This is a genomic window from Marisediminitalea lipolytica, assembly GCF_001758465.1.
GTDB classification, from domain to species: domain Bacteria; phylum Pseudomonadota; class Gammaproteobacteria; order Enterobacterales; family Alteromonadaceae; genus Alteromonas; species Alteromonas lipolytica.
Genome location: NZ_MJIC01000010.1, coordinates 906,964 through 930,347, shown reverse-complemented (window position 1 = coordinate 930,347; position 23,384 = coordinate 906,964). Strand labels below are relative to the sequence as shown.

22 protein-coding genes are annotated in these 23,384 nt (G+C 49.5%); 9 read left to right on the top strand and 13 right to left on the bottom strand.

Annotated features, from left to right (window positions below; genetic code table 11):
• On the top strand, nucleotides 1-1,002 hold the full coding sequence (gene add / locus BFC17_RS09630) for an adenosine deaminase (protein ID WP_070176211.1): 1,002 nt from the start codon (nucleotides 1-3) through the stop codon (nucleotides 1,000-1,002).
• Between the two features lie 16 nt (nucleotides 1,003-1,018).
• Nucleotides 1,019-1,885, top strand: coding sequence for a signal peptidase I (gene lepB, locus BFC17_RS09625; RefSeq protein WP_175439557.1), 867 nt, complete (start codon nucleotides 1,019-1,021; stop codon nucleotides 1,883-1,885).
• A 100-nt stretch (nucleotides 1,886-1,985) separates the two neighbouring features.
• Here the strand turns inward: lepB and fadE are convergent, their stop codons facing one another.
• The 4 genes from fadE to purM all read right to left on the bottom strand — a co-directional run bounded on the left by fadE (nucleotide 1,986) and on the right by purM (nucleotide 7,016).
• Nucleotides 1,986-4,409: an acyl-CoA dehydrogenase FadE gene (fadE, locus tag BFC17_RS09620; RefSeq protein WP_070176209.1), complete on the bottom strand. Its 2,424-nt coding sequence runs from the start codon at nucleotides 4,407-4,409 to the stop codon at nucleotides 1,986-1,988.
• 187 nt (nucleotides 4,410-4,596) lie between these two features.
• On the bottom strand, nucleotides 4,597-5,367 hold the full coding sequence (locus tag BFC17_RS09615; RefSeq protein ID WP_070176208.1) for a DUF3108 domain-containing protein: 771 nt from the start codon (nucleotides 5,365-5,367) through the stop codon (nucleotides 4,597-4,599).
• On the bottom strand, nucleotides 5,327-5,974 hold the full coding sequence (purN, locus tag BFC17_RS09610; protein WP_070176207.1) for a phosphoribosylglycinamide formyltransferase: 648 nt from the start codon (nucleotides 5,972-5,974) through the stop codon (nucleotides 5,327-5,329). Before purN ends, BFC17_RS09615 begins: the two co-directional genes overlap by 41 nt.
• Nucleotides 5,975-5,978: 4 nt before the next feature.
• Nucleotides 5,979-7,016 carry a phosphoribosylformylglycinamidine cyclo-ligase gene (gene purM, locus BFC17_RS09605; protein WP_070176206.1) on the bottom strand — a complete coding sequence of 346 codons (1,038 nt, stop codon included), beginning with the start codon at nucleotides 7,014-7,016 and terminating at the stop codon, nucleotides 5,979-5,981.
• 250 nt (nucleotides 7,017-7,266) lie between these two features.
• Here purM and BFC17_RS09600 point away from each other — a divergent pair, with 250 nt between their 5' ends.
• Both BFC17_RS09600 and hda read left to right on the top strand, forming a co-directional pair.
• Complete coding sequence (locus BFC17_RS09600; protein ID WP_175439556.1) at nucleotides 7,267-8,604, top strand: DUF2066 domain-containing protein; 1,338 nt, start codon at nucleotides 7,267-7,269, stop codon at nucleotides 8,602-8,604.
• A gap of 2 nt (nucleotides 8,605-8,606) precedes the next feature.
• Nucleotides 8,607-9,359: a DnaA regulatory inactivator Hda gene (gene hda, locus BFC17_RS09595; protein ID WP_070176204.1), complete on the top strand. Its 753-nt coding sequence runs from the start codon at nucleotides 8,607-8,609 to the stop codon at nucleotides 9,357-9,359.
• On the opposite strand, the gene BFC17_RS09590 is transcribed toward hda, so the two are convergent.
• Genes BFC17_RS09590 through arsC form a run of 4 tightly spaced genes read right to left on the bottom strand, consistent with a single transcriptional unit; the run spans nucleotide 9,356 to nucleotide 12,679 of the window.
• Nucleotides 9,356-11,311 (bottom strand): hypothetical protein, encoded by a 1,956-nt coding sequence (locus tag BFC17_RS09590; RefSeq protein ID WP_083271663.1) that lies wholly within the window; start codon nucleotides 11,309-11,311, stop codon nucleotides 9,356-9,358. The two genes, hda and BFC17_RS09590, sit on opposite strands and share 4 nt — an antisense overlap.
• Nucleotides 11,284-11,703 (bottom strand): DUF2069 domain-containing protein, encoded by a 420-nt coding sequence (locus BFC17_RS09585; protein WP_070176303.1) that lies wholly within the window; start codon nucleotides 11,701-11,703, stop codon nucleotides 11,284-11,286. Before BFC17_RS09585 ends, BFC17_RS09590 begins: the two co-directional genes overlap by 28 nt.
• Before the next feature lie 5 nt (nucleotides 11,704-11,708).
• Entirely contained in the window at nucleotides 11,709-12,323 is a 615-nt protein-coding gene (gene wrbA / locus BFC17_RS09580) for an NAD(P)H:quinone oxidoreductase (RefSeq protein ID WP_070176203.1), read from the bottom strand.
• Between the two features lie 2 nt (nucleotides 12,324-12,325).
• A complete protein-coding gene (arsC, locus tag BFC17_RS09575; protein ID WP_070176202.1) occupies nucleotides 12,326-12,679 on the bottom strand; it encodes an arsenate reductase (glutaredoxin) in 354 nt (117 codons plus the stop codon).
• Between the two features lie 74 nt (nucleotides 12,680-12,753).
• Here arsC and BFC17_RS09570 point away from each other — a divergent pair, with 74 nt between their 5' ends.
• Complete coding sequence (locus BFC17_RS09570) at nucleotides 12,754-13,266, top strand: TlpA family protein disulfide reductase (protein ID WP_083271662.1); 513 nt, start codon at nucleotides 12,754-12,756, stop codon at nucleotides 13,264-13,266.
• On the opposite strand, the gene bepA is transcribed toward BFC17_RS09570, so the two are convergent.
• Entirely contained in the window at nucleotides 13,252-14,721 is a 1,470-nt protein-coding gene (bepA, locus tag BFC17_RS09565; RefSeq protein WP_070176201.1) for a beta-barrel assembly-enhancing protease, read from the bottom strand. The genes BFC17_RS09570 and bepA overlap by 15 nt on opposite strands.
• Nucleotides 14,722-14,968: 247 nt before the next feature.
• Here bepA and BFC17_RS09560 point away from each other — a divergent pair, with 247 nt between their 5' ends.
• Nucleotides 14,969-16,048: an AI-2E family transporter gene (locus tag BFC17_RS09560; protein WP_070176200.1), complete on the top strand. Its 1,080-nt coding sequence runs from the start codon at nucleotides 14,969-14,971 to the stop codon at nucleotides 16,046-16,048.
• A 55-nt stretch (nucleotides 16,049-16,103) separates the two neighbouring features.
• Here the strand turns inward: BFC17_RS09560 and BFC17_RS09555 are convergent, their stop codons facing one another.
• The 3 genes from BFC17_RS09555 to BFC17_RS09545 form a co-directional block, all read right to left on the bottom strand.
• Nucleotides 16,104-16,982 carry a dienelactone hydrolase family protein gene (locus tag BFC17_RS09555; RefSeq protein ID WP_070176199.1) on the bottom strand — a complete coding sequence of 293 codons (879 nt, stop codon included), beginning with the start codon at nucleotides 16,980-16,982 and terminating at the stop codon, nucleotides 16,104-16,106.
• 115 nt (nucleotides 16,983-17,097) lie between these two features.
• Nucleotides 17,098-17,568, bottom strand: a complete 471-nt coding sequence (gene bcp, locus BFC17_RS09550; protein ID WP_070176198.1) for a thioredoxin-dependent thiol peroxidase — start codon at nucleotides 17,566-17,568, stop codon at nucleotides 17,098-17,100.
• 8 nt (nucleotides 17,569-17,576) lie between these two features.
• Nucleotides 17,577-18,110 (bottom strand): glycine cleavage system transcriptional repressor, encoded by a 534-nt coding sequence (locus tag BFC17_RS09545; protein ID WP_070176197.1) that lies wholly within the window; start codon nucleotides 18,108-18,110, stop codon nucleotides 17,577-17,579.
• Nucleotides 18,111-18,348: 238 nt separating this feature from the next.
• Here BFC17_RS09545 and dapA point away from each other — a divergent pair, with 238 nt between their 5' ends.
• From dapA to purC, 3 genes are read left to right on the top strand one after another with little or no spacing between them, the layout of a single operon-like run.
• Entirely contained in the window at nucleotides 18,349-19,233 is an 885-nt protein-coding gene (gene dapA, locus BFC17_RS09540; protein WP_070176196.1) for a 4-hydroxy-tetrahydrodipicolinate synthase, read from the top strand.
• 9 nt (nucleotides 19,234-19,242) lie between these two features.
• Nucleotides 19,243-20,358 carry an outer membrane protein assembly factor BamC gene (gene bamC, locus BFC17_RS09535; RefSeq protein ID WP_070176195.1) on the top strand — a complete coding sequence of 372 codons (1,116 nt, stop codon included), beginning with the start codon at nucleotides 19,243-19,245 and terminating at the stop codon, nucleotides 20,356-20,358.
• A 13-nt stretch (nucleotides 20,359-20,371) separates the two neighbouring features.
• Nucleotides 20,372-21,085 (top strand): phosphoribosylaminoimidazolesuccinocarboxamide synthase, encoded by a 714-nt coding sequence (purC, locus tag BFC17_RS09530; RefSeq protein WP_070176194.1) that lies wholly within the window; start codon nucleotides 20,372-20,374, stop codon nucleotides 21,083-21,085.
• 70 nt (nucleotides 21,086-21,155) lie between these two features.
• Here the strand turns inward: purC and BFC17_RS09525 are convergent, their stop codons facing one another.
• Nucleotides 21,156-23,273 (bottom strand): methyl-accepting chemotaxis protein, encoded by a 2,118-nt coding sequence (locus BFC17_RS09525; protein WP_083271661.1) that lies wholly within the window; start codon nucleotides 23,271-23,273, stop codon nucleotides 21,156-21,158.
• Nucleotides 23,274-23,384: the final 111 nt, after the last annotated feature.

Here is a 23,384-nt window from a genome sequence, read left to right as displayed (position 1 = left end):
GTGATCGATCCCAACCTTCCTCTGGTGGATATTCACCGTCATCTCGACGGTAATATCCGCCCGTTAACCATTTGGGAACTAGCTGCTCAGCATAATCTGGCGTTACCTGCCAATTCACTTGATGAATTACTGCCGCTGTGCCAGATACAGGATAAAACGGCTGACTTACTCGCGTTTTTAGCTAAGCTGGATTATGGCGTGTCGGTATTAGCTAATCCGGATGCCTGCTATCGTATTGCTTACGAAAACATGCAGGACGCCAGTCTTAGCGGACTGGACTATGTGGAACTGCGTTTTTCTCCTTATTACATGGCGCAACATCATGGTTTAAATGTCGCTGATGTGGTGGCTGCGGTTGTTCAGGGCTGTGCTGATGGTGAACGTGATTTTGCGTTAAAATACAATCTTATCGGCATCTTAAGTCGAACCTTCGGTACCGACGCCTGTACTCAGGAGTTAGCTGGACTGCTGGCCCATAAAGCGCATATCACTGCATTAGATCTGGCTGGCGATGAGCTTGGCTATCCTGCGCCGATTTTCGTCGAACATTTTAAACAGGCCAGGGATGCTGGCTGGCAGATAACCGTACATGCAGGCGAAGCGGATGGGCCGCAGAGTATCTGGAATGCCATCGAGCTGTTGGGTGCAAGCCGAATAGGCCATGGTGTAGCAGCGCAACACGATGAGCGACTAATGCAGTATCTGGCGGACCAACGCATTGGGATAGAAGCCTGTCCGACCTCCAATTATCAGACCGCCACCGTGATCGATACGGCAAATCATCCGTTAAAACGCTTTTTGCAAGCGGGCATAGAAGTGACACTCAATACCGATGATCCTGGCGTTTCGGCCATTGATATCAGTCACGAATACCGCGTAGCCCATGAAGTAATCGGGCTAACCGTTGAGCAGCTGCGACAGGTGCAAATGAACGGGGTGCACCAGGCTTTCATTTCAGCGGCCGAGAAGCAACGGTTACTGGATGGTGCGCGGGCAAGATAGCAGCCAAAGGAGCACAATGATGGAATGGAAGCCCAAGGGCTGGATTACGCTGTTGCTGGGTATCCTGTTACCGCCTTTTGCCTTTTTGTACGTCAATCAAGGAACACTGTTCTGGCGGTATTTTCTGTTGTCCTTAGTGGTAGCAGTCCTTGATTATGTGCTCCACAAATCAATTCCCCCAAGTCACTGGCTAAATTACGTTTATCTTAACTGGTTGTTTACGCTGGTATGTGCGGTGCACGCTTATTTGCTTTGCAGGGCCTATTCAACGCAAAAAGTCAGGCGGTGGTATGCAAAATGGTGGGCTATTCCAGCCATCTTCACGATATTTTATAGCCTGGTGTTTTTATTTCGCGCGTTTTGCTACGAGCCGTTCAGTATTCCGGCAACGTCTATGAACCCGACCCTGAAAGTGGGTGAGTATATTATCGTGAAAAAATGGGGTTTTGGTGACTACGGTAGTTACGGCGTCACTCTCAACAATACGCAGGTAAAAGATGAGTCAATGCTGCAACGGGGCGAGATCTATGTTTTTTACCCGCCCGATAGTGAGACGCCCTACGTTAAACGCCTGATTGGATTACCGGGTGATACTATTGTAATTGAAGGGGACGTTATTACGGTTAACGGCAAAGTATTACGAACAGAATTTTTACGCGTTGATGACGATAATAAAATCTACCGGGAGTTTCTGGGTGACAAAAATTACCTCATTCAGCGTAACCCAAATCGTCCGGTGGGCGTGTTTCAAACGGTCGAGGTCCCGGCTCATCACTATTTCTTTCTGGGCGACAATCGGGATAATTCTCGTGACAGCCGCTTCTGGGGCACCGTTTCTACCGCTGATTTTGTCGGCGAAGTGGCAATGGTACTGGCGTTATAAACACCAGTGGTTTGCCAGCGAAATGAGTCAAATTGTTTCCGCTTAATCCACTAAAAAAGGAACCCGCAGGTTCCTTTTAACTTTTGGATGTAGCCGCTTCTTAGCGAATCGCAGCAACCAGTTCTTCCGGGTCAAAGTCATCCACGGCAACCACTTTAGCCCGGCCGTGTTCGGTTCTTCTGAGTAACTCAGCGTCTTCCTCACTGATAATATTTTTTGCCAGTGCTTCGTCAGCTAGCGCATCGAGTTGGGTGAAAGGGCGTTTTTCTCCTAATGCCCGGCAGATATTATCAAACACGGGCTCAGCCGCGATGACATCGGCCAGGGTTTGTTCCAGTTCACCTGGCAGGCTGCCGGGTTCACGGGTCAGATACTGGCCATTCCCCAGGCGCGTTCGGGCACTACTTGGCTGCTGCAGCAGTCGGGCAATAGCATGTTCGGTTTTGTCACTGGGTTTGGCTACCCGGTGACCAAAAGGGATGAGTTTAAGCTTAAGAATGATGCCCAGCCATTTGTTCGGGAAGTTATCCAGAAAATCCATTAAGGACGTTTCCAGGCTGTAAATCAGATCCTGCATGGCCCAGTGTAACAAGGGTAAATCGTCATGTTGACGTCCTTCTTCGTCATAACGTTTAAGCGTTGCGCTGGCCAGATAAATGTAACTGAGGATATCGCCGAGCCGTGCTGAGAGACGTTCCCGTCGTTTTAAGGAACCCCCTAACAAGCCCATGGATAAGTCAGTTAATAATGCCAGGTTAGCACTGTATCCCTGTAATAACTGGTAATAACGTGCCGTACTGTCTTTAAACGGTGACTGGTGAAAGTATCCGCCGGTCAGGGTAAACCAGATACTGCGATATGCGTTTGCCAGGGCAAAACCAATATGGCCAAACACCGCTTTATCAAAGGCAGCCAGCGCTTCCTGTTCGTCTTTCAGGGCGGCGGCTTTGATTTCATCCAGCACAAACGGATGACAGCGCATGGCGCCCTGACCAAATATCATCATGTTACGGGTAAGGATATTCGCGCCTTCCACCGTAATGGAAATCGGCATACCCTGATAGCCACGGCCTAAATAGTTATTCGGGCCTAACATAATGCCTTTACCACCGTGCACATCCATGGCGTCATTGATCGTAATGCGCGAACGTTCGGTAAGATGATACTTACAAATGGCAGAAATAACCGAAGGTTTTTCACCCAGGTCAACGCCTACTGTGGAAAAACGAGTCACCGCATCCATCAGATAAGCATTACCGCCTATACGAGCAAGCATTTCTTCCACACCTTCCATATGGCCGATAGGGATTTTAAACTGGCGTCGTATCCGGGCGTAGGCGCCGGTAGCCATGGCGCAGGATTTTGCGCCGCCAGCCGACGTTGAGGGCAGGGTGATACAGCGGCCCACCGACAGGCATTCCATCAGCATACGCCAGCCTTTACCGGCCATATCGGCGCCACCAATAATAAAGTCCAGTGGAACAAAAATGTCCTTACCTCGTACTGGGCCATTCTGAAACGGCGTGTTCAGAGGAAAATGACGGCGTCCAACATCAAGCCCCTCGGTATCATGAGGGATCAGCGCGCAGGTAATGCCCAGTTCTTTCTGGTTACCCAGCAAACCGTCCGGATCATAGAGCTTAAAGGCCAGGCCAATGACCGTGGCAACCGGCGCCAGGGTAATGTATCGTTTGTCAAACGTGAGTTTCATGCCAAGCACTTCTTCACCCTGCCACTGGCCTTTGCAAACGATGCCTTGATCCGGGATGGCGCCGGCATCTGAGCCCGCTTCGGGACTGGTGAGTGCAAAACACGGAATTTCATCGCCATTGGCCAGTCGTGGCAGATAATGATTCTTTTGTGCCTCGGTACCATAGTGTTGCAGTAATTCGCCGGGACCGAGTGAATTAGGCACACCTACCGTGCTTGATAAAACCGCACTGGTTCCGGCCAGTTTCTGGATAACCCGGGATTGCGCAAAAGCGGAAAATTCCAGACCACCGTATTCTTTTTTGATGATCATGGCGAAGAATTTGTGTTCTTTCAGGTAGGCCCAGACTTCTGGCGGCAAATCAGCATCCTTGTGATTAACCTGCCACTCATCAATCATGTTACAAACACGATCGACCGGGCCGTCAAGAAAGGCCTGCTCTTCGGGCGTCAAACGCCCCATGGGAATAGCATGCAATTTTTGCCAGTCGGGGCGGCCGGAAAAAATGTCGCCGTCCCACCATACGGTGCCCGCATCAATGGCTTCCTGTTCGGTACTCGACATTTCTGGCATGACTTTGCGATAAAACGCCAACATGGGTTTGGTAAGGTAAGGTATGCGAATAGACGCAATGGCAAAGGGCGCAGCGAGCAGGGCAAAGAGCAACCAGCTGAGTATGCCAAGAGAACCAAAAATGCTGCCCAGCATTAATACCCCGGCAGCGATCAACAAGGCGTTAACTAATGACTGTCGTTGATAAGCGGCGATACACAAAGACAGAACGACCAGTAATACCCAAATAAAATCAGACATTTGTTTTCCTCACATTATTGTCCGAGGTCTGACCAGATGTCTTAAAGCTATCTTCGCTGGGGCAAAAAATCAAGTGATAGTGTTGTGACATTTACCGTGTGCGCTGTCATAAATTCGTGACGGAAAACGTGTTAAGAGGGGAAAAATGCGCCCTGGCAGGTACTCAGCGCACCTGCCATCAAGCCACTTACGGCGCTGAACTGGTTGTTGAGTAGGCTTTTAATCGTAAATCACCCTGCTCATCACCATCTTTAAATTGTTGTAAGCGTACCAACTGGTAATTAAGCGCAGGAGCGAACCAGGCCAGGGTCATACGGCTTTTGGAATTGCGCACGATCTGGACTTTAATAGCCTGAATTTTTCCGTAGGGTAAATCCACTATCTCTTCGCCCAGTACTTGCAGGCCATAGTTGCGTTGTTGTCCGCGGTAATTAATGAAATCGTAACTTAGTTCCTTTTCACCACGGGCCAGACGAATCGGCGCATCGAGACGATACAACTGATTGTCCAGTTCGCCCTGCCAGGGCAAGGAAAAGGATTCATCGTCATTTTCTATCTGGATCTGACCGCCATCCTGCGCCGGAAATTCTACTTTCAGATTTTTATCCGGACCAGTGCCAGTGCGGGAATAGTTATATTGCTGCGGAATAAGATGATCATCCTCAACTAAAAAGATGGAATGCTCAAAGCGCTTATCCGACAAGAAAAATTTGGAGACCTTGGATTGATAGGTAAGGGAGTACAGTCCTTCTGATAATTGCTCCAGAGAAATTTTCGCCGAGCCAAGGTTATCATCCCACTTATAAGCGTAATAAACGGCTTCGAAAGGGGTGAGTAAGGGAGTGGATTGTGCTGCGTTTGTGTCGGCTCTGGCTGACACACAAAGAAGCGCTGACAAAAGTGTCAGCGCAATAGATTTAGTCGTTCGCGTAACCGTTGTCCGGAAGAACTTTACCATCTAATAATGCCTTATTGTTGTTCATTGTAAGCCGGCCACTGCAAAACCAGTGAACCACTAGCGGGTAAATACTACGTTCTTGCTCCTGAACCCTTTGGGCCAGAGCGTCGGCGTCATCATCATCAAACACCGGGACTTTACATTGAATGATGACGGGGCCGCCGTCAAGTTCAGGCGTAACAAAATGAACACTCAGGCCGTGTTCATCGTCACCGTTGTCCAGTGCGCGCTGATGGGTATTTAAACCCTTGTACTTAGGCAACAAAGATGGGTGAATGTTCAATAGCCGGCCACTAAAATGTTCAACAAACTCACTGGTGAGTATGCGCATAAAGCCGGCCAGCACAACACAATCGGGTTGAAAGCTATCCAGCGTAGCCATCAGTTCCTGATCGTATGCTTCACGTTCGGCAAAGTCTTTGTGATCCAGACAAATTGCCTCTATGCCCGCTTCACGGGCACGCTCCAGACCATATGCGTCAGGACGGTTTGAGATGACGCAGGCAATTTTAGCGTTAATCTTACCCGCTTCTACCCAATCGATAATGGCTTGTAAATTAGAGCCATTACCGGATATCATGACGCAAATGTTAGGTTGTGTACTCATATTACTAATTGATCTCAACCTGGTTGTCACCGTCCAGATCGGCGATTTCGCCCAGTAACCAGGCGTTTTCACCAGCGTCGTTTAAAATGCTTAACGCGGCTTCAACATCCTGTTCGTCAACCACCAGTACCAGACCAACACCACAGTTGAAAGTACGGTACATTTCGTGGGTTTCTACGTTACCGTTGTCCTGCAACCAGTTAAATACGGTAGGCCATTGCCAGCTGCTTGCATCAACCACGGCTTTTTTATCTGCGGGTAATACGCGCGGGATATTTTCCCAGAAACCACCACCGGTGATATGTGAAATAGCCGCCACTTTAACGCTTTCCAGCAGTTTAAGAACAGATTTAACGTAAATGCGGGTAGGTGCCAGTAACTGGTCGATAACCGGTGTGCCATTAAGGTCGGCATTTACATCTGCGCCGCTGACTTCGATAATTTTACGGATCAGCGAGTAACCGTTTGAATGCGGGCCAGAAGAACCCAGTGCCAGTAGTTTTTGACCGGCTTTTACGGTGCTGCCATCGATAGCGTCATCAGCTTCCACTACACCTACGCAGAAGCCCGCGATATCGTAATCGTCGCCATGGTACATGCCGGGCATTTCAGCAGTTTCGCCACCAATCAGGGCACAACCAGCCTGTTCGCAGCCGGTACCGATACCCGATACTACCGCCGCAGCAGTATCTACGTTTAATTTGCCAGTGGCATAGTAATCCAGGAAAAACAGCGGCTCGGCGCCTTGTACGATTAAATCGTTAACGCACATAGCGACCAGATCGATACCCACACTGTCGTGGCGCTCAAAATCCATTGCCAGGCGTAATTTGGTGCCTACGCCATCAGTGCCAGATACCAATAACGGATTTTTGTACTTTTCCGGTAGCGAACACAATGCGCCAAAACCGCCCAGACCACCACGAACTTCGGGGCGATGAGTACGTTTGGTTACGGACTTAATGCGTTCAACGAGTTGGTTTCCAGCGTCGATATCGACACCGGCATCTTTATAACTTAATGACGTATTTTTTTCAGACACGGGTAAGCCTTGTTACATGGACAGGTTTGAATGCGCGGATTCTACCAGTATCCGGGGGTAAGTCCAATGTGTAACCCGGCTTAACACGGTAAATTGCACCAATGTTTAAGACCAGGCCTGTACAAATAGTCGTCAGTCGGCGCAGTTATTCGTCATCGGGGTACAGATAAGCCAATAATTAAGGTGAAAAACGTGTTTAAATAGATAACAATGAAACGTCTTTTGCTCGCGCACTATTTCGCTGATGAACATGGAGTTTGTAAAGTCTTTGCCAGTGCCTGAATTCAAAAATCTACGTAAAAAAATGTCGGTGCTGACCGCCGGTCTTGCTCTGCTGATGGGATGCTCTGTGCTGTCTGTCGCCTTCGCGAGCAGTACGGTTGAGCTGGCAACGGGGAAGGTGCCGGTTGAAAACCGCGCAAGCCGGACTCTGAGTAAAGGGACCCGTCAGGCAATAGAACAACTGCTGGTCAGGATTACCGGTCAGCAGGATATTAATGATTATCAGGCGGTGGATACGATCCGCCAAAATGCCAATCGGTATTTACGCGCCTATCGCTTTACCGAAGAGCAAGGGCAGCTGTATCTGGTGGCAGAATTTGACCGTGATCTCATTGAAAGTGAGCTGGTCAGATTACGTATGCCAATCTGGGGTAGTCGCCGCCCTGATGCGTTGTTATGGCTGGTTGTTGAAGACGACGAAGGCGAACGTCGGATTGTCGATGATGGTAACACCTCAGCGTTAGCTCAGGCAGTGCGTCAGCAAACTGTTAGTCGCGGTGTGCCACTGGCGCTGCCATTAATGGATATTGACGATACCCTGACCATTAATGGTTATGATGTATGGGGAATGTTTCCGGAACAATTAGTCAATGCGGCTAAGCGCTATAACGTCGATTACGTATTAGGCGCCAGATTGTACCCAAACCGCACCCGTGAAGTGGTTTATCGTCGACCAGAGCGTCCCGTTTCCTCCCGTTTTATCCCGGAGCCTTTTCATCTGCCAGCACTGCGTTTAAATGAATTTGGCACAGTGGAACTGCCGCTTCCTGCCGAAATGGACGCGATCGAAATGTGCTGGGTGGAAAAAGAAGCCGACGCAGGCCCCGTGTTTACCCAGGAAGAATTTTCTACTATTGCGGCACGTGCCAGAAAAGGGCGCTACTCGCTGGACTATCTCTATTTAGCGGCTTCGCAGGGTGCCTATACGGTTACTCATCAAACGGTGATTGGTGATGAGCCGGCGCAGTTAATTGCCGGCTTTATTAATGATTATGCTAATTACCTCGGCCAGAATTTTGCGATTTTACCGGGCGAGGGAGATGCTGCGCAGTCGGTGTCGATTTCGGTGGGAAATTTGTCGAGTCTTGCTGCGGTAGTAGCTGTTCAGGCGTATCTGCAAAATTTAAGTGTCACAGACAATGTAATGCTGATTCAGCAACAGGGAATGGTCAGCACTTTTCAGCTTAATCTGCTTGGCAATGAGCAGGACTTACGTTCAGTACTGGCGCTGGATAAACAGCTACAGCCGCTGACCGATGCATTTGGTCAGCCGTTGGAAGGCATGCATTATTTCTGGAGTCAGTGACAATGCAACTTCCTTTGGCTGTAACCCTACCAGACGACGAAACCTTTGCCAGTTTTGTTCCGGGCGCTAATGATGAGGTCTATACCTTACTGAGTTGTATTGCCGGTCACAGTCCTGATTGGCGCGGCGAGCCAGCGTTAGCGCTGCTAGATGCGGCGTCTATTCCTTTGATCAATGTAACTGGTCCGTCGGGGCGGGGTAAGAGTCACTTATTGTATGCAACCTGTCACCAGTTGGCAGCCCGCGAAATTCCCCATGCCTATGTAAACTTTGCCGATGTTCTGGGACTATCGCCTAAACTGCTTGATGCGCTGGAGCAGCTTCCAGTGATATGTCTGGATAATCTGGATGCCATTACCGGTGATGCCCACTGGGAAGAGGCGGTGTTTGATTTAATCAACCGGGTAAGCGAGACGCGTATTGGCTTACTTATTATTGCTGCTCAGGCAAATCCAAACGCCATTGAGGTTGAATTACCGGATCTTCGCTCCCGACTTAGCGCCGGCCTGACCTACGCCATGGCCTCACTTACCGATGAACAACGCGGTGAAATCTTAACAGCCAGAGCCCAACAGCGTGGTTTGGTGTTATCGGCCCAGGCACTTCATTATTTGCTTAATCATAGTCAGCGCGATTTACCGAGCCTGATGGCCTTACTCGACAGGCTCGATCAGCGTTCCTTACAAGAGCAAAAGAAAATCTCCGTGGCGCTGGTTAAACGTGAACTGGCGGAAGATCCCGACGCCAGTCATTAATAGCGTAAATGATGGTCTGCCAGTGGTTGCTGTAAAGGCGGCCTGAATTGTTCTGACGTTGCACGGTTAAGCCTGAGTAAAACCCCGGATTGTTCGGTTAAAGCAGCAAAATCGTACCAGGATACACCGGCCCTCAGTGGTTGTGGGCCGGGCAGCTGGCTTTGCAACTGAGCTACGTTGAGCTGCGGTAGTATCCTCTCCACTACAAAAGCTGTTCGTGCTTGCAGGCTATCCTGATTAATCCGGTCTCGTTGACCCCAGGTGAGCAGGGCATCGGGATTATCATCCTGGCCAATCACACCGGCATCAGCACTAACGTTGAGCCGGTATAACATCATAAACCTTTCGAACAGGGTGGCGAAATCTTCCCGCTCGGTATAGTAAGCATAATAAGCCGGCGCAATGTCAGCACTAAATTCATCGGCCGCCTGGGCGGGGGTAAACTGACGTTGTTCCACAGCGGCTGAAGCACCGCCAAAAGATACCTGAGCCAACCCCGCCAGCGCTGCCGACTGTAAAGGATAGAAAGAGTCAAGTCGGGTTGAATTTGCCGGGTTGCGCTGAAAATAGCTTAGTGGTGTCTGGTTGCTATCAATACCGGCCCATGCTGCAGGCGGGAAAAAATCATTGGCGTGGGCCAGTTCGTGATACAGCAACCAGGCGAGCGCAGCTTCTGACTGCGCCAGATCCCGGCTGTTTCGCTGACTTTCTGCCAGGGCAGGTTGCGGATAATAGTACTGATTGTTTTTAACGTAGCGCCAGTAAATGCCAAATTGTAGTTCGTCACCAAAATTACTGCGGTAATCCGGTGCGGTATTCAGGGTATCCCGCTCTGCCGGTGTGCGCCAGAAATTGCGGGCGTCCAGGTAAATTGCCCCGGTACGTACCCAGTAAAATGACGGCCTGATATCGTAAGAAATCACAATAGCGGTAACGCCGCGAAGTAAATTCAGCATGTCTTCTGCAGTGGCCGACTGGCGCAAAAACTCGGCAAACCGATCGCCCATCCAGGGATGGGAAACCAGGGTTTTATCTAATATGGTGTCGATATCCGGGTGCTGGGTTTGCATGCCAATGAGCGGTAGCTCCGCAAAGGAACAACTGTCGGTTAACAGATTAGTATAAACACAGCGTTTCAGCGCCTGAGCCCAGGGCGAATCCGCCCGGTAGGGCTGCATATCGGTAGTAACAAACTGCTCATTCTGAGTAAAAATGCCGCGACGGTCCGTGGGCGCATCGTTTATTCCCACATACACTTTATCGCTGGCGGTGGCACCATCATCAAAGGTCAGTGTGGCGGCGAAAACCATAACCTCATCCGAATCGACTTCGGGGGCAGCAAAAAAAGCGCTGTGCAAAGGGCCGGCGGTAACATCTGCCTGATATTCAATATCGTTTACGGTGGGTCCAGCAAGCTGTTCCCAGACAATATCGGTAATGATTTTACTGGTATCTGAGTCGACCCGCAGTGACACTCTGCCGCGTTCCGTAGCCATATGATCAAGGCGAATAGCGGCACGGTTTTCATCACTGCTGGCGAGGGCTTCAAGGGTAAAACGAAGCTGGCGTTGAGCACCACTGGCTGTGGTGGCTAAAATGGCCAGTTCATACTGGCCAGAGGCTGGCAAATCAAAACCAATAGCCTGGGTATGGGCGGCCAGTAAATGTAACGGCGGGCCACTGAGCTGCTGCCATTCAACCGTAGCCAGCGGATCGTTGTCGGCGCTTAACACCACAAAGCCGGAGGCCGAAAAAACCTCGGCGTTGAGTTCACCAAAAAGTTGCAGGCCGTCAGCTGCTATTACCGGTTCGGCGTGCTGGTTTGCGTTAACCGGTAACTCAGAATTGGGTGACGAGCTGTCAGCGCCGCCACCACAGCCTGCTATTGCTAAAGCCAGTGCCAGTAAAACTGGCAACCGGGTGTTCAGGAGCGTTTGGTAAACCTCTCGCATTCTTCGTTCATCTCTTCTTTCAGCTTTTTAAGGCCAAGACCCAACTCGCGCCCGCGTAGTCTGGCAAACACGCTACAGCCGGTAAACATGCCAACCACCAGCAATATCTCTATACCGGCAAGCCAACGCTCTTCTTCAACGGCGTAAAAAACAGTAAGGCCATGCAGCAGGTAATACAACACCACAAAGTTTGCCCAGGCATGGGTATAGGGTTTGCCTTTAATAATGCCCGGTAACGGTAATAATAGAGGTAAAATGTACAGCAGAAAGATGAAGACAAGGGAATACTGCTGGTCACTTGTTAAAAATAGTTGCCACACGGATATCCACGCTAACAGGCCAAGATGACTCACCAGCGCCAGTAGTCTGAATTGTTTTGTTTTTGCTGCCATCGGGGTCATACTGCTTTGCCTTTTTCAGTCGTCATGGTGTTTATTGCACCGGCCAGTTGTGCCAGTCTTTTGCCCTGGGCGTGACACAACTGCTTTTCTTCCTCACTTAATGCCCGGTTTTGATTAAGCGTAACGTGGCTAACCCCGTAAGGAGTACCGCCAGTGGTTGTGGTATGTAACGCGGGTTCTGAATAGGGTAAACCCGCGATGATCATACCGTGATGAAGCAGAGGAATCATCATGCTTTGTAAGGTGGATTCCTGACCGCCGTGCATACTGGATGTGGAGGTAAACACACAAGCGGGTTTATTAATTAAAGCGCCGTTTAACCATAAGCCACTGGTGCGATCGAGAAAATGTTTTAACGGTGCCGCCATATTGCCAAAGCGGGTGGGACTGCCCAGCGCCAATGCACTGCATTCGGTTAAATCGTCCAGGATTGCATAGGGAGGGCCGGTAGTCGGATCATCAGGTTGTTCTGCATCAGGATCAGAAGAAACAGGTGGCACGGTGCGGATACGCGCCGTTGCGCCGGCCGCTTCAACGCCTACAGCAATGGCGCGGGCCAGTTGCTCAGTGGCCCCGTGCCGACTGTAATACAAAATGAGTACCGGCCCCATGCTTACAGAATTTCCAGGACAGATTCTGGCGGGCGGCCGATTCTGGCTTTATCACCGTTAATCACTACTGGACGCTCCAGTAATTTAGGGTATTCCACCATAGCCGCAAAGCGTTGATCGTCGGTGGTGTCAGCCGCGTTTAAACCGGCTTGCTGATATTCGGCTTCTTTAACACGCATCATTTGTTTTACGTCGCTAAAACCCAACTGTTGGTACAGCTCGCGCAGTTCTGCTGCTGTCAGCGGTGTCTTGAGATATTCAATCACCTCAGGCGCAATACCTTTGTCTTCAAGTAACTTAAGGGTTTCGCGACTTTTTGAGCAACGCGGATTATGGAGTATTTTTATATCAGCCATGGTCTTCTACTTATTTCCTGTGTTGTAATGAGCGGGATTGTTACCCAGAGCATCAGATTATCAGGTTAAACGATTTGAAAATTGTCGCAGAGTATAAACGAATTACGTCGCAACGTGGATCTTTACGTGTCGTTGTTATGGTGTTGGCCGGGGCATTAGCGCTGGCTGCTGGCATTGGATTCAGAACGATGCAGCCATTGTCAGTTGAAACGGTAGAAGGTGCGCCATTTCACTGGCAGGATGATAAGTGGACAGTAGTCAATTTTTTTGCCGAATGGTGTTTGCCTTGTTTGCGGGAAATTCCCGAACTCAATGCGTTTTACGCCAGTGGCGAGGTGAGGGTGCTTGGTGTTAGCTTTGATGAACTGGATAACGAGCAGCTTCTGGGCGTGATTTCCCGCCAGCAGATAGCTTTCCCGGTTGTGCAGTCTGTTGCTAAAAGCAGCCTGCCGGTAGACATGCCGATAGTACTGCCAACGACTTACATTGTCGCGCCAGACGGGGAAGTGGTGACAACCATTCGCGGCGAAGTCACCCGGGAAAGGCTAAACACCGCGTTGGCTGAAAGCCGCTCAAAAGTGCTTTAGTTTTTCCTGTTCGTCACGAAATTGTTGGATCCGCGCCCGGATACGCTGCTTTTCGAGATAATCATCACCGGTATAGTTGTAGGCGTGCTGCAGCTCGTCTATGGCATTCGGATAAGCGCCGTAAAGGGCCAGTAGTTCGGCCTTACTCTGATACATGCCTTTAAAGGATTTATTCGCTTTGTAGGCATCTGAAAGCAATTGATAAGCCAGCTGATCATCCGGATGGACCAACAAATAATCCCGAATCAGCTCGATGGCCTCTTCGTTTTTCTTTTGCGCCATCTGGGCACTGGCCAGGTTCAGAACCACCACACTGTTACGCGGCTTGTGGTTTAATTGTGCCCGCAGCATTTGCTCTGCTTCGGCGGCGTGGCCAGTGGCAATATCGATATCGGTGGCCAGATCCACATAAAATAGATTATTGGGATCGCTGGCCAGCAATTTATCGTTAATTTGCTGAGCATTAGCATAGTCTTCGTTAGCAAAATAGGCGATAGCCAACCCGTACAGCCCGGCTTCTTTTATCGCAAAACTGTTGGTTTCTACTACCGCTTTAAAATGTTCCAGCGCGTATTCAGGCTCAAACTGGTAGCGTGCCAGTAACCTGGCTTTAGCCAGATTAAACGGCAGGCTAGGGGGTAAACGCACTTCCGGATAACGCCCCATACGATTACGGGCATCGGCTATCCGTTTTTCTGTTAAGGGGTGAGTTAACAGCCTTTCTGGCGGGCGCGAGCTGTTACGGTATTCCTGGGCCATTTTGCCAAAAAAGGTGGACGAAGCGGTGGGGTCAAATCCCGCCCGGTACAGAATATCAATGCCAATGCGGTCAGCTTCCTGTTCGTTTGAACGGGTATAGTCAATGTTAAGCTGACTGGCCATTGCGGCTGAGGTTTGCATTGCTGCAATACCCGCCTGCGGGTTAGCCATAGCCAGCAAGATGCCGCCAATCATTGACGCGATTTGAATAGGCGAACTGCGTTGCTGCGACAAAGCGCGGCGAGCCAGATGACGCTGGGTAACGTGGGTGATTTCGTGAGCCAGTACCGAGGCAACCTCACTTTCGGTGTCGGCGCGCGTCAGGATACCCGAATGCACGCCTACGTGTCCGCCATAAAAAGCAAAGGCGTTCATCACTGAATTGTTAATCAGAAAAAACTCAAAGGGAAATTTTGTATTGTCGGCCTGCAGAACCAGACGATTACCCAAATCCTGCAGGTATTCAGTTAACACCGGATCATCTATTACCGGTGCCTGACCGCGCATTTGCCGCATGATTGCATCGCCAATCAGCATTTCCTTGTCCAGCGTGAGCACTTCAGAGGCGACAACGCCAATGTCCGGCAGGGCATTTTTATCGTTTCCAACGGCCTGGGCAAACACAGATGCCGACCCCAGCATGGTGGTGATGCTGAGGGTTAAGCCGAGGATACCGGATCGAAAAACTTGTCTCATTTTTCCTCTGTTAAAGACTGATACTGCTATTAATACGACAATCTGACAGCATTCAGTTCCATGAATTTGCTAAAATAATCACGTTTCTTAAAATCACACTCGTCTGATCACACCATAAGGCCAGACCGGGTGCAAGTTCTATGCGTTACAATTCAATACTTTGTCGGTATAGTAACGCGCCATATCAGTGCGTGCCGGTAACACGTTTTTTGTGATTGTCGTGCAAAAAATCCGTAAGGAATGATGAATGTTTAGTGTTTTTGGACGCTGGTACCAACGAAAGTTTTCTGACCCAGACGCCGCTATGCTGTTGATTTTAATTTTAATCACCAGTGCTTTGTTACTGCTGTGGGGCGATATGCTGATGCCGGTTATCGTGGCGGCGGTGATAGCTTATTTGCTCGACTGGCCGGTGACACAGCTTAACCGTTTGGGCTTAGGCCGCTCGCCGGCAGTGGCGCTGGTGTTGATTTGTTTTATTCTGATCATGGTATTTATGACCGTAGGCCTGGTGCCGGTGGTAACCAAGCAGAGCGTCAGTCTGGCACAGGAGTTACCCACCATCTGGCAAAATGCCCAGGGCTGGTTATTAACCTTGCCCGATAAATACCCTGAGTATGTTCAGTTTTCTCATATTTACGAAATGATGGAAGGCGCTAATCAACGCCTGGTCGATTTTGGTGAGCAAGCGCTGTCTGCCTCAATTGGCTCAATCACCAGTGTTGCGGCGCTGTTAATCTATTTTATTCTGGTGCCGCTGATGGTGTTTTTTATGCTTAAGGATAAGCTGTATTTCACTGCTAGCATCTCCCGTATCCTGCCTAAAGAGCGCCGTTTAATTGCCCAGGTAGGCAATGAAATGAACGTTCAGATTGCCAACTATATTCGCGGTAAGGTGATAGAAATTCTGATTGTCGGCGCAGTGTCCTGCATCACCTTTGCCATCATGGATTTACGTTACTCACTATTGCTGGGCGTACTGGTTGGACTCTCGGTGCTAATTCCTTATATCGGTGCGGCGGTAGTGACCATTCCGGTAGCGGTGGTTGCCATGTTTCAGTGGGGGATTTCGCCGGAGTTTTGGTACCTGATGATCGCCTATGGGATCATTCAGGCGCTCGACGGTAATTTACTGGTGCCTATTTTATTTTCTGAGGCGGTCAGTCTGCATCCCTTGTATATCATTATTGCGGTGCTGTTTTTTGGTGGCTTATGGGGCTTTTGGGGGGTGTTTTTTGCCATCCCTCTGGCAACGTTGGTGAAAGCGGTTGTCACCGCGTGGTCTTCTTCACCCGAGCATCTTAACGGCAAATCTGAACAAGCTTAGCCATACCTGTCACCGGTCAGCCAGATACTGACCGGTTTATCTTATTTAAAGCCAGCTAAAGCGCCTGTTTAAACAGTGCCAGCGTGCGCTGCCAGGCGAGCTCCGCCTGCTGCTCGTTGTAGACTTTGGAGTCTGGTGGTGTCCAGCCATGTAAGGTACCCGGATAAACTTCAATACGGGCAGTCAGCCCGGCTTGCTGATAGGCTTTAACCAGCATGGGGTGCATTTGCGGTGAGCGCTCATTGTCATTCCCGGCAATCGCATGGAGTGCCAGGGCATCGGACTGTGCAATAGTCAGATGTGGGCTGTCCGGTTTGTCGGTAGCCAGGCCACCACCATGAAAGCTGGCGATAGCACCCACCCGTTTGGGCAGCGCTGCTGCAGCAAACATGGTAAAAGAACCGCTCATACAATAGCCCATCAGCGCACCCTGACGTGATGAGTCAACCTCGCCCTGAGCATCCATAAAAGCGAAAAAGGCCGAAGCATCGCTAACAACCGCTTCCTGCGTTAACTTTGCTCGCATCGGCGAAAGGATTTCCCAGGCTTTGGGCGAAGGAAACTGGACTTGTTCTGGTAATGCGGCGCCGCTGATATCACGATAAAAAGGGTTGACCACCAGCACGGCATAACCCTGTGCAGCCAGACGCTGCCCCATAATATCAAAAGCGGCTCTTCGCCCTTTGATGTCTGGCCAGATAATGACCGCCGGATGAGTGCCGGTTTTGGGACAGGTAAACAAACAGTCCGCTTTGCCATCGGGCGTGGAAACCGCGACTTCCCGATTAATCAGGGTGGTATCAGCCAGCGCAAACTGTGGCATGACCGCGCCAAGCGTACCTAAGGTAAGTAACTGATTAAACTGCCGGCGATTTAGTTGCCCGCCATTACTGGCAAAGGTTTGAATATCCTGTTCGGTAGAGTTGTCACACATCGCTGTTTCCTCAAATGGGGGAGAGGGTTGGTACGTAAACAGCGTAGATCAGGATTGCAATAAAAGGAATTGTGTCAGCGGTGTATGGCAGGCTAACAAGCCTGCCACATGGGGATTATTCGCCGCCGTTCAGGTAGTTGAGGATAACCAGGTGATGTTCTTTAGTCTTAAACTTATTGAACACCTGTTCGATGTTACCCTGTTCGTCGATGAGAAAGGTGATGCGGTGAATACCGTCGTACTCTTTACCCATAAATTTCTTCAGGCCCCACACACCGAAAGCTTCGGCTACGGCGTGGTCTTCGTCTGATAACAGCGTAAAATTGAGCTGTTCTTTTTCGATAAATTTAGGCAAACGTTTAACCGGATCCGGGCTGATACCCAGTACCACAACATTTTGCTGTTGTAATTCGTGCTGAATATCACGCAGGCCCTGGGCCTGTACGGTGCAACCCGGTGTCATCGCCTTGGGATAAAAGTACACCAGCACTTTTTTTCCTTGTAAGGATTCCAGTGCTACAGGATTACCGTCCTGATCAGGCAAAGTAAATAATGGTGCAGCGTCACCGGCAGTAAGCGTATTCATATTTTAATTTATCCCTTATGTTTATCGATGATATTGGATGTCAGGTGCAACACCTGACACAACAAATTCAGGTTATAGCGAAACTCCGGCATGGCGACATCATCAGGAATGTTCACAACCAGTTTAAAACGCATCATTTTATGCCCGCCAGCAGACTCCACGTTTGTGGTTTGTCGGAATGCACTGATAGAGACGTTCTGGTCGGCAAAAAAGCGGGTGATGGCCTGAATTTGCCCCGGATTATCCACACCATTAAATTCCACGTCGTACAGATGCGTTAGATTTTGTTTGGTGTGCTCGCGAGTACGTTTAAGGATGGACAACAGATCACGTCGCTGGCACATCTCAGGAATACTCAGTTCCACGCGGGTAATTGCGTTATGGGTGCCTTCTATAATCATCGTTAACGAAAATTCCTGACCGTAGATAGCATGTCGACTGTCAAGGATATTGCAATCTGATTCACTAACCAGGGTGGCAATATCACTGAGAATACCCACCTGATCAGTACCTAAAATAACCGCAATTAACTGTTGTTTCATGGACCTGACTCGTATTAAGGGGCCGCGATTCTAACATAGCCGCGGCTAAAGTCGAATGGCTCCATAGTCTAATATTGGCTGGGTAAAAACGCCCATTTTTAACGAATGCTGAATAAATAGATGCCCACAAAAACAAAATCCGGCTTTTTGCGTTAATAAAATGCAATAGACTCGCTCAAATGCTTGTTTTTAAGCAGTGCGCCAATTACCATGTGCGCTCGCAAAAAGTGGAGAGAATATGTTTACCGGTAGTTATGTCGCGCTTGTCACCCCGATGTTCGATGACGGCCAAATCGATTATCCTGCTTTGCAGGAGTTGGTGGAATTTCATGTCCAGCAGGGTACCCATGGTATCGTGTCGGTAGGGACGACTGGTGAGTCTGCCACATTACCATTTGATGAACATATCGAAGTGGTTAAACAAACCGTTGCCGCTGCCGCAGGTCGCACAAAAGTGATTGCAGGCAGTGGGGCAAACTCCACATCTGAAGCGATTTTTCTGAGTGAACAAATGGCCGGTCTGGGCATTGATGGCTTTTTATCTGTGGTGCCTTATTACAATAAGCCGCAGCAAAAAGGCATGATCGCGCATTTTGAAGCGATTGCTGATGCTACCGACCTGCCGGTCATTTTATACAATGTACCCGGACGTACCGTTGCCGATATGCTGCCTGAAACTGTTGCTGAGTTGGCTAAACATCCTAAAATCGTCGGGCTTAAAGATGCAACGGGCGATATCGCCCGGTTAAAAGCGACTCAGGCGCTGGTCGATGATGATTTTGTGCTGTTGAGCGGTGACGATGCCTCTTCCTGTGAGTTTCTGTGCGAAGGCGGCCATGGCGTGATTTCCGTAACAGCCAATATTGTCCCGGCGGCTATCGCGCAAATGTGTGATGCAGCACTGGCTGGTGATTTTGCCCGCTGTCGTGAGTTAAATGCCAGTATCGAAAAGCTGCATACCCGACTGTTTATCGAGCCTAATCCGGTGATGCCGAAATGGGCGTTGTACAAAATGGGTAAGATGAAAAGCCCATTTTTACGTTTACCGATGGTTTTGCCGGAACTTGCGAGCCAAAAAAGTATCGAAGCGTTATTAACTGAATACGCTTTACTTTCGGAATAAGAGATAACTATGAATAAAAAACTGGCTTTGGTTAGCGGTATTGCCAGCCTTGTTCTTACTGCTTGTGCTTCCCAACAAGACCGCATAACTGCCTCGGGCAGTTATGCGTATTTAAAGTCCACTGAGCGCACGCAGTTACAGGTGCCAACCGAACTGGATTCACCAGAATTTACTAAAGATTACGAAATTCCTGCGTTACAGCCTGGTGCTGATACCGACCTGATTGGCCGTAATTTGCACGTAGTGCCACCGGCACTGGTTATTCCTCTGGTGCAAGGCTCTCATGTTGAAGAGGGCTCTAAAGGGGCGACGGTGCTGCTTGATCAGGTGAAAGACTCCGAACCGTTAAATAAAACTATCTGGAACTCGCTTATCGGGTATCTGGAGCAGCACAATATCAACGTGGAAAGCTTCGATCCGGCGCAGGGTGAATTAGTAACCGGCTGGATGAGCCTTATCCCGGTAAACCAGGATGAAGATTCAAGTTGGTTTAGCTGGTCTTCGGACGACGAGGAAAACGTTGTTGGCCAGGGTCGTTATCGGTTTAATGTTGAGCTTAAACCCCATGGCCGCACCGCGCAGCTGACGGCGTCATTGCAGGATTACCGCCTTGGTGACAAGTCGATAAACGATTTAAATGCCATGGAGAAACGTCGTGATGAGGTCATGGTGCTTAACCAGGTGATTGGTCACTATGAGTACCTTAACCAGTTAGAGACAAACCGACGGATTGCGCAGATTCGTCAGGGTCTGAACATGGACATGGGCTTTGACGACGATGGTAACCCGGCATTTGTGCTGGATGCCAACTACGATATTGCCTGGCCACGTATTCAGCTGGTATTACGTAAACTGGGCTTCAACGTAAAAGATCTGGATAAGTCAAACGGATTGATTTTTGTACAGTATACTGATGAACAGGTAAGTTGGTGGAGTGATATCTTTTCATCCTCCGATGCGCAGTTACTGGATTACGAAGACTACCGCCTGAAGGTGACCAGCTTAGGACCGAAAACGTCCATCACCTTTATGGATAAAGAAAGTACACCATTTAACGCCAAGCAGGTTGCTGATCTGTTCAAACCCTTTGAACAGGTAATGACCGAAGATGGCTTAGACATTTAATACGAGACCAATAATGGAAAAACGCGACGAGCTTTATCGCGGTAAAGCGAAAACTGTTTATCTTACTGATGATGCTGACAAGTTAATCTTACTGTTTCGCAACGATACTTCTGCTTTTGACGGTGAAAAAATCGAGCAGTTAGACCGCAAAGGCGAGGTTAATAACAAGTTTAACCACTTTATTATGACCAAGCTGGAAGAAGCAGGTATTTCAACGCAGTTGGAATCACTGTTATCAGACACCGAATCACTGGTTAAAAAGCTGGATATGATCCCGGTTGAGTGTGTTGTTCGTAACGTTGCCGCAGGTTCGCTGGTACGTCGTCTGGGCGTTGAAGAAGGTAAGCTGCTTAACCCGCCGGTATTTGAGTTTTTCCTGAAAAACGATGCACTGCACGACCCAATGGTAAACGACTACCACATTGAGTCCTTCGGCTGGGCTACGGCGGCTCAGGTTGCGCGTATGAAAGAACTGACTTTCGCCGTGAATGATGTGCTTAAAGCTCTGTTTGACGAAGGCGGCATGATGCTGGTTGACTACAAACTGGAGTTTGGCGTAGACAGCGCAGGCAATATCGTTCTGGGTGATGAATTTACGCCGGATGGTTGTCGCTTATGGGATAAAGAAACCCGTAAGAAAATGGATAAAGATCGTTTCCGTCAGGGCTTAGGCTCGGTAGTTGAGACTTATATCGAAGTTGCTGATCGTCTGGGTCTGAAACTGTAATATTCGCCACTGCCGGTAAACGTTTAAAAGCCCCGTTGTGTTGCAACGGGGCTTTTTTGTGCCTGCAGCTTTAGTAGCGAAAGCGATTTAATTTTTGTGAGATATCATCGGCATAGTTATCAATAAGTCGTGACTGGGAATTACTTTGTGACGAACTGTCTGACACTTCGTTTAGCTGTGCGGAAATACTGGCGATATTTAGCGAAATGGAGCCGGCTACCGCGTTTTGTTGTTCTACCGCCCGGGCAATGGAGGTAGAGGCTTCGTTGATAACCCGCACTGCGCCAACCACTTCACTAAGCTGTTGCTGGGAATGCTGAGCGGCTGCCATGGTAGCGGCACAGGTTTCAGAGCCCTGGCGCATGGTGGTTACGGCCTGCTCACTTTGCCTGATGAGCGAAGCTATCAACTGACTGATTTCTTCTGCTGATTCCTGGGTACGACCAGCGAGGTTTCTGACTTCATCAGCGACTACCGCAAACCCCCGGCCTTGTTCGCCTGCTCGAGCAGCCTCAATAGCTGCGTTGAGTGCCAGCAGGTTGGTTTGTTCGGAAATGCTCTTAATGACTTCCAGAATACCACCAATGTTTTTGGTTTCTGACTCCAGGGCATCCATGTTACTGGCTGCCTGCTGCATGTTTTGATTAAGGTTAGCCATGCTTGATACAGTCTGTCCCAACTCACTGGCAGAGCTCTGCACCATATCCAGCGCCCGTTCTGCCGAAGCGGAGGTATCGGCGCAGTGTTGAGCGACCTCGCCGGTGGTACTGGTCATGGCTTGCATGGAAGCCGTCACTTCCTGCAGCTGTGCTTTTTGCTGGTGAATGATGGCATCGGTGCGTCCCGACAGTTCAGCACTGTTGCTGGCTGCACTTTTTAGGCTAATCACCAGTTGGCAGGTATCAACAATAATGCCATGGGTTTTATCCAGAAACTCATTCAGGCTTTCTGACAGGGTCTTTAATTCGTTGTTCTGACTAATCTTGATACGTTGAGTGAGGTCGCCATCAGAGTCTGACAGCGCTTTAACTAAGGCCGTTGTCTGGCGAATTGGCCGGGTAATGTGTGATGCCACTAAATACACCACGGCAAAACCAATACATCCCACCACCAGTCCGGTAATCAACTGGAACAGAATATTATCTGTAAAATGGGACTCCAGTTCACTTTTAAGGGCATTTGCTTCGGCCATGGCCACAGCCGTGGGCAATTCGAGTTTAACCGCCCAGGGCGCACCATTGTCGCCAGCCATAAGGGGTAGCAGTACAAAAGTGGACGTATCGCCGATCTCTATAACCGGCTGTCCAGCCCTCAGTGGTGTGGCGATTTGCTGCCACAGGACTTCATTGACCCATTCTCCCGCTTTTTCAGGGGCATTACTGTCTGCAACGATGCTGCCGTTATAACTGATGATTTGCATGTGGCCCTGGCCTGCATAGACGCCGCGATTAACGTCTTCTACCAGTTGCTGAATAAAACTGACCGAGATATCGGCACCGGAGAGACCGATAAACTGATTATTAACCATAATGGGATAGGTTACTGACGTCATCAGGGTAGGGACACCCTGTACTTCCCACACTGCCGGGTCGGCAACGCAGCCAGCCTGCGTATTTTTGGGGCAGTAGTACCATTCTGCTTTAAGCAGGCCACGCTCGTTTTTGGACATGTCCTGTAAACTGCTCATCGACGCGGGCCGCACGGCAAGTTTGCCCGAGGCAGCGCGTGTCCAGTAGGGCGCAAACTGGCCAAGGTTATCGGAATGATTACCTTCACCAACATACTGGTTATCAGCCTGATCCACTGCGTTAGGATCCCATACGATATAGGTACCTATAACGTCACTGTACTGAGCCAGCATATATTTCAGATAGTCGTTTATCTGCTCGCGGCCTAACTGATTTGTCATGTTTTGCGCAATCACAAATTGCTGAGTCTGCGCCATGGCTTTGGTGAGTTCGAGCGTTTTGGTAATGGTGGTACTGATTTCCTGCACCTGAGAAGATACCCGCTGAACAGAATTGGTGACACTGATTTTTACATAGGCGTCAATACTGGTGGACGTTTCCTCGTAGAGTGCATCAGCAGACCAGACGCCATAGAGAATCATAAGAACAATCGCGGCAATAAGGCTGAGGCCCGAGGCCGCTGTGACTTGTTTTTTAATTGAAGTAATACCTAACATCATCAACCTGCTTTTTTGTGTCTCAAGAGAAATGCCGTGCTATGTGAACTGTCCCTTTTTGCACATCAAGCTTAGTTCATCCTACACAAGTCAGCCGAAACATGAAGCTACCCT

Coding starts and splice junctions, on each gene's coding strand:
- lepB (WP_175439557.1), top strand. CDS start 1,019: ATGATGGAATGGAAGCCCAAGGGCTGGATTACGCTGTTGCTGGGTATC.
- fadE (WP_070176209.1), bottom strand. CDS start 4,409: ATGTCTGATTTTATTTGGGTATTACTGGTCGTTCTGTCTTTGTGTATC.
- BFC17_RS09615 (WP_070176208.1), bottom strand. CDS start 5,367: ATGGTAAAGTTCTTCCGGACAACGGTTACGCGAACGACTAAATCTATT.
- purN (WP_070176207.1), bottom strand. CDS start 5,974: ATGAGTACACAACCTAACATTTGCGTCATGATATCCGGTAATGGCTCT.
- BFC17_RS09600 (WP_175439556.1), top strand. CDS start 7,267: ATGGAGTTTGTAAAGTCTTTGCCAGTGCCTGAATTCAAAAATCTACGT.
- hda (WP_070176204.1), top strand. CDS start 8,607: ATGCAACTTCCTTTGGCTGTAACCCTACCAGACGACGAAACCTTTGCC.
- BFC17_RS09590 (WP_083271663.1), bottom strand. CDS start 11,311: ATGCGAGAGGTTTACCAAACGCTCCTGAACACCCGGTTGCCAGTTTTA.
- BFC17_RS09585 (WP_070176303.1), bottom strand. CDS start 11,703: ATGGCAGCAAAAACAAAACAATTCAGACTACTGGCGCTGGTGAGTCAT.
- wrbA (WP_070176203.1), bottom strand. CDS start 12,323: ATGGGGCCGGTACTCATTTTGTATTACAGTCGGCACGGGGCCACTGAG.
- arsC (WP_070176202.1), bottom strand. CDS start 12,679: ATGGCTGATATAAAAATACTCCATAATCCGCGTTGCTCAAAAAGTCGC.
- bepA (WP_070176201.1), bottom strand. CDS start 14,721: ATGAGACAAGTTTTTCGATCCGGTATCCTCGGCTTAACCCTCAGCATC.
- BFC17_RS09560 (WP_070176200.1), top strand. CDS start 14,969: ATGTTTAGTGTTTTTGGACGCTGGTACCAACGAAAGTTTTCTGACCCA.
- BFC17_RS09555 (WP_070176199.1), bottom strand. CDS start 16,982: ATGTGTGACAACTCTACCGAACAGGATATTCAAACCTTTGCCAGTAAT.
- bcp (WP_070176198.1), bottom strand. CDS start 17,568: ATGAATACGCTTACTGCCGGTGACGCTGCACCATTATTTACTTTGCCT.
- BFC17_RS09545 (WP_070176197.1), bottom strand. CDS start 18,110: ATGAAACAACAGTTAATTGCGGTTATTTTAGGTACTGATCAGGTGGGT.
- dapA (WP_070176196.1), top strand. CDS start 18,349: ATGTTTACCGGTAGTTATGTCGCGCTTGTCACCCCGATGTTCGATGAC.
- bamC (WP_070176195.1), top strand. CDS start 19,243: ATGAATAAAAAACTGGCTTTGGTTAGCGGTATTGCCAGCCTTGTTCTT.
- purC (WP_070176194.1), top strand. CDS start 20,372: ATGGAAAAACGCGACGAGCTTTATCGCGGTAAAGCGAAAACTGTTTAT.
- BFC17_RS09525 (WP_083271661.1), bottom strand. CDS start 23,273: ATGATGTTAGGTATTACTTCAATTAAAAAACAAGTCACAGCGGCCTCG.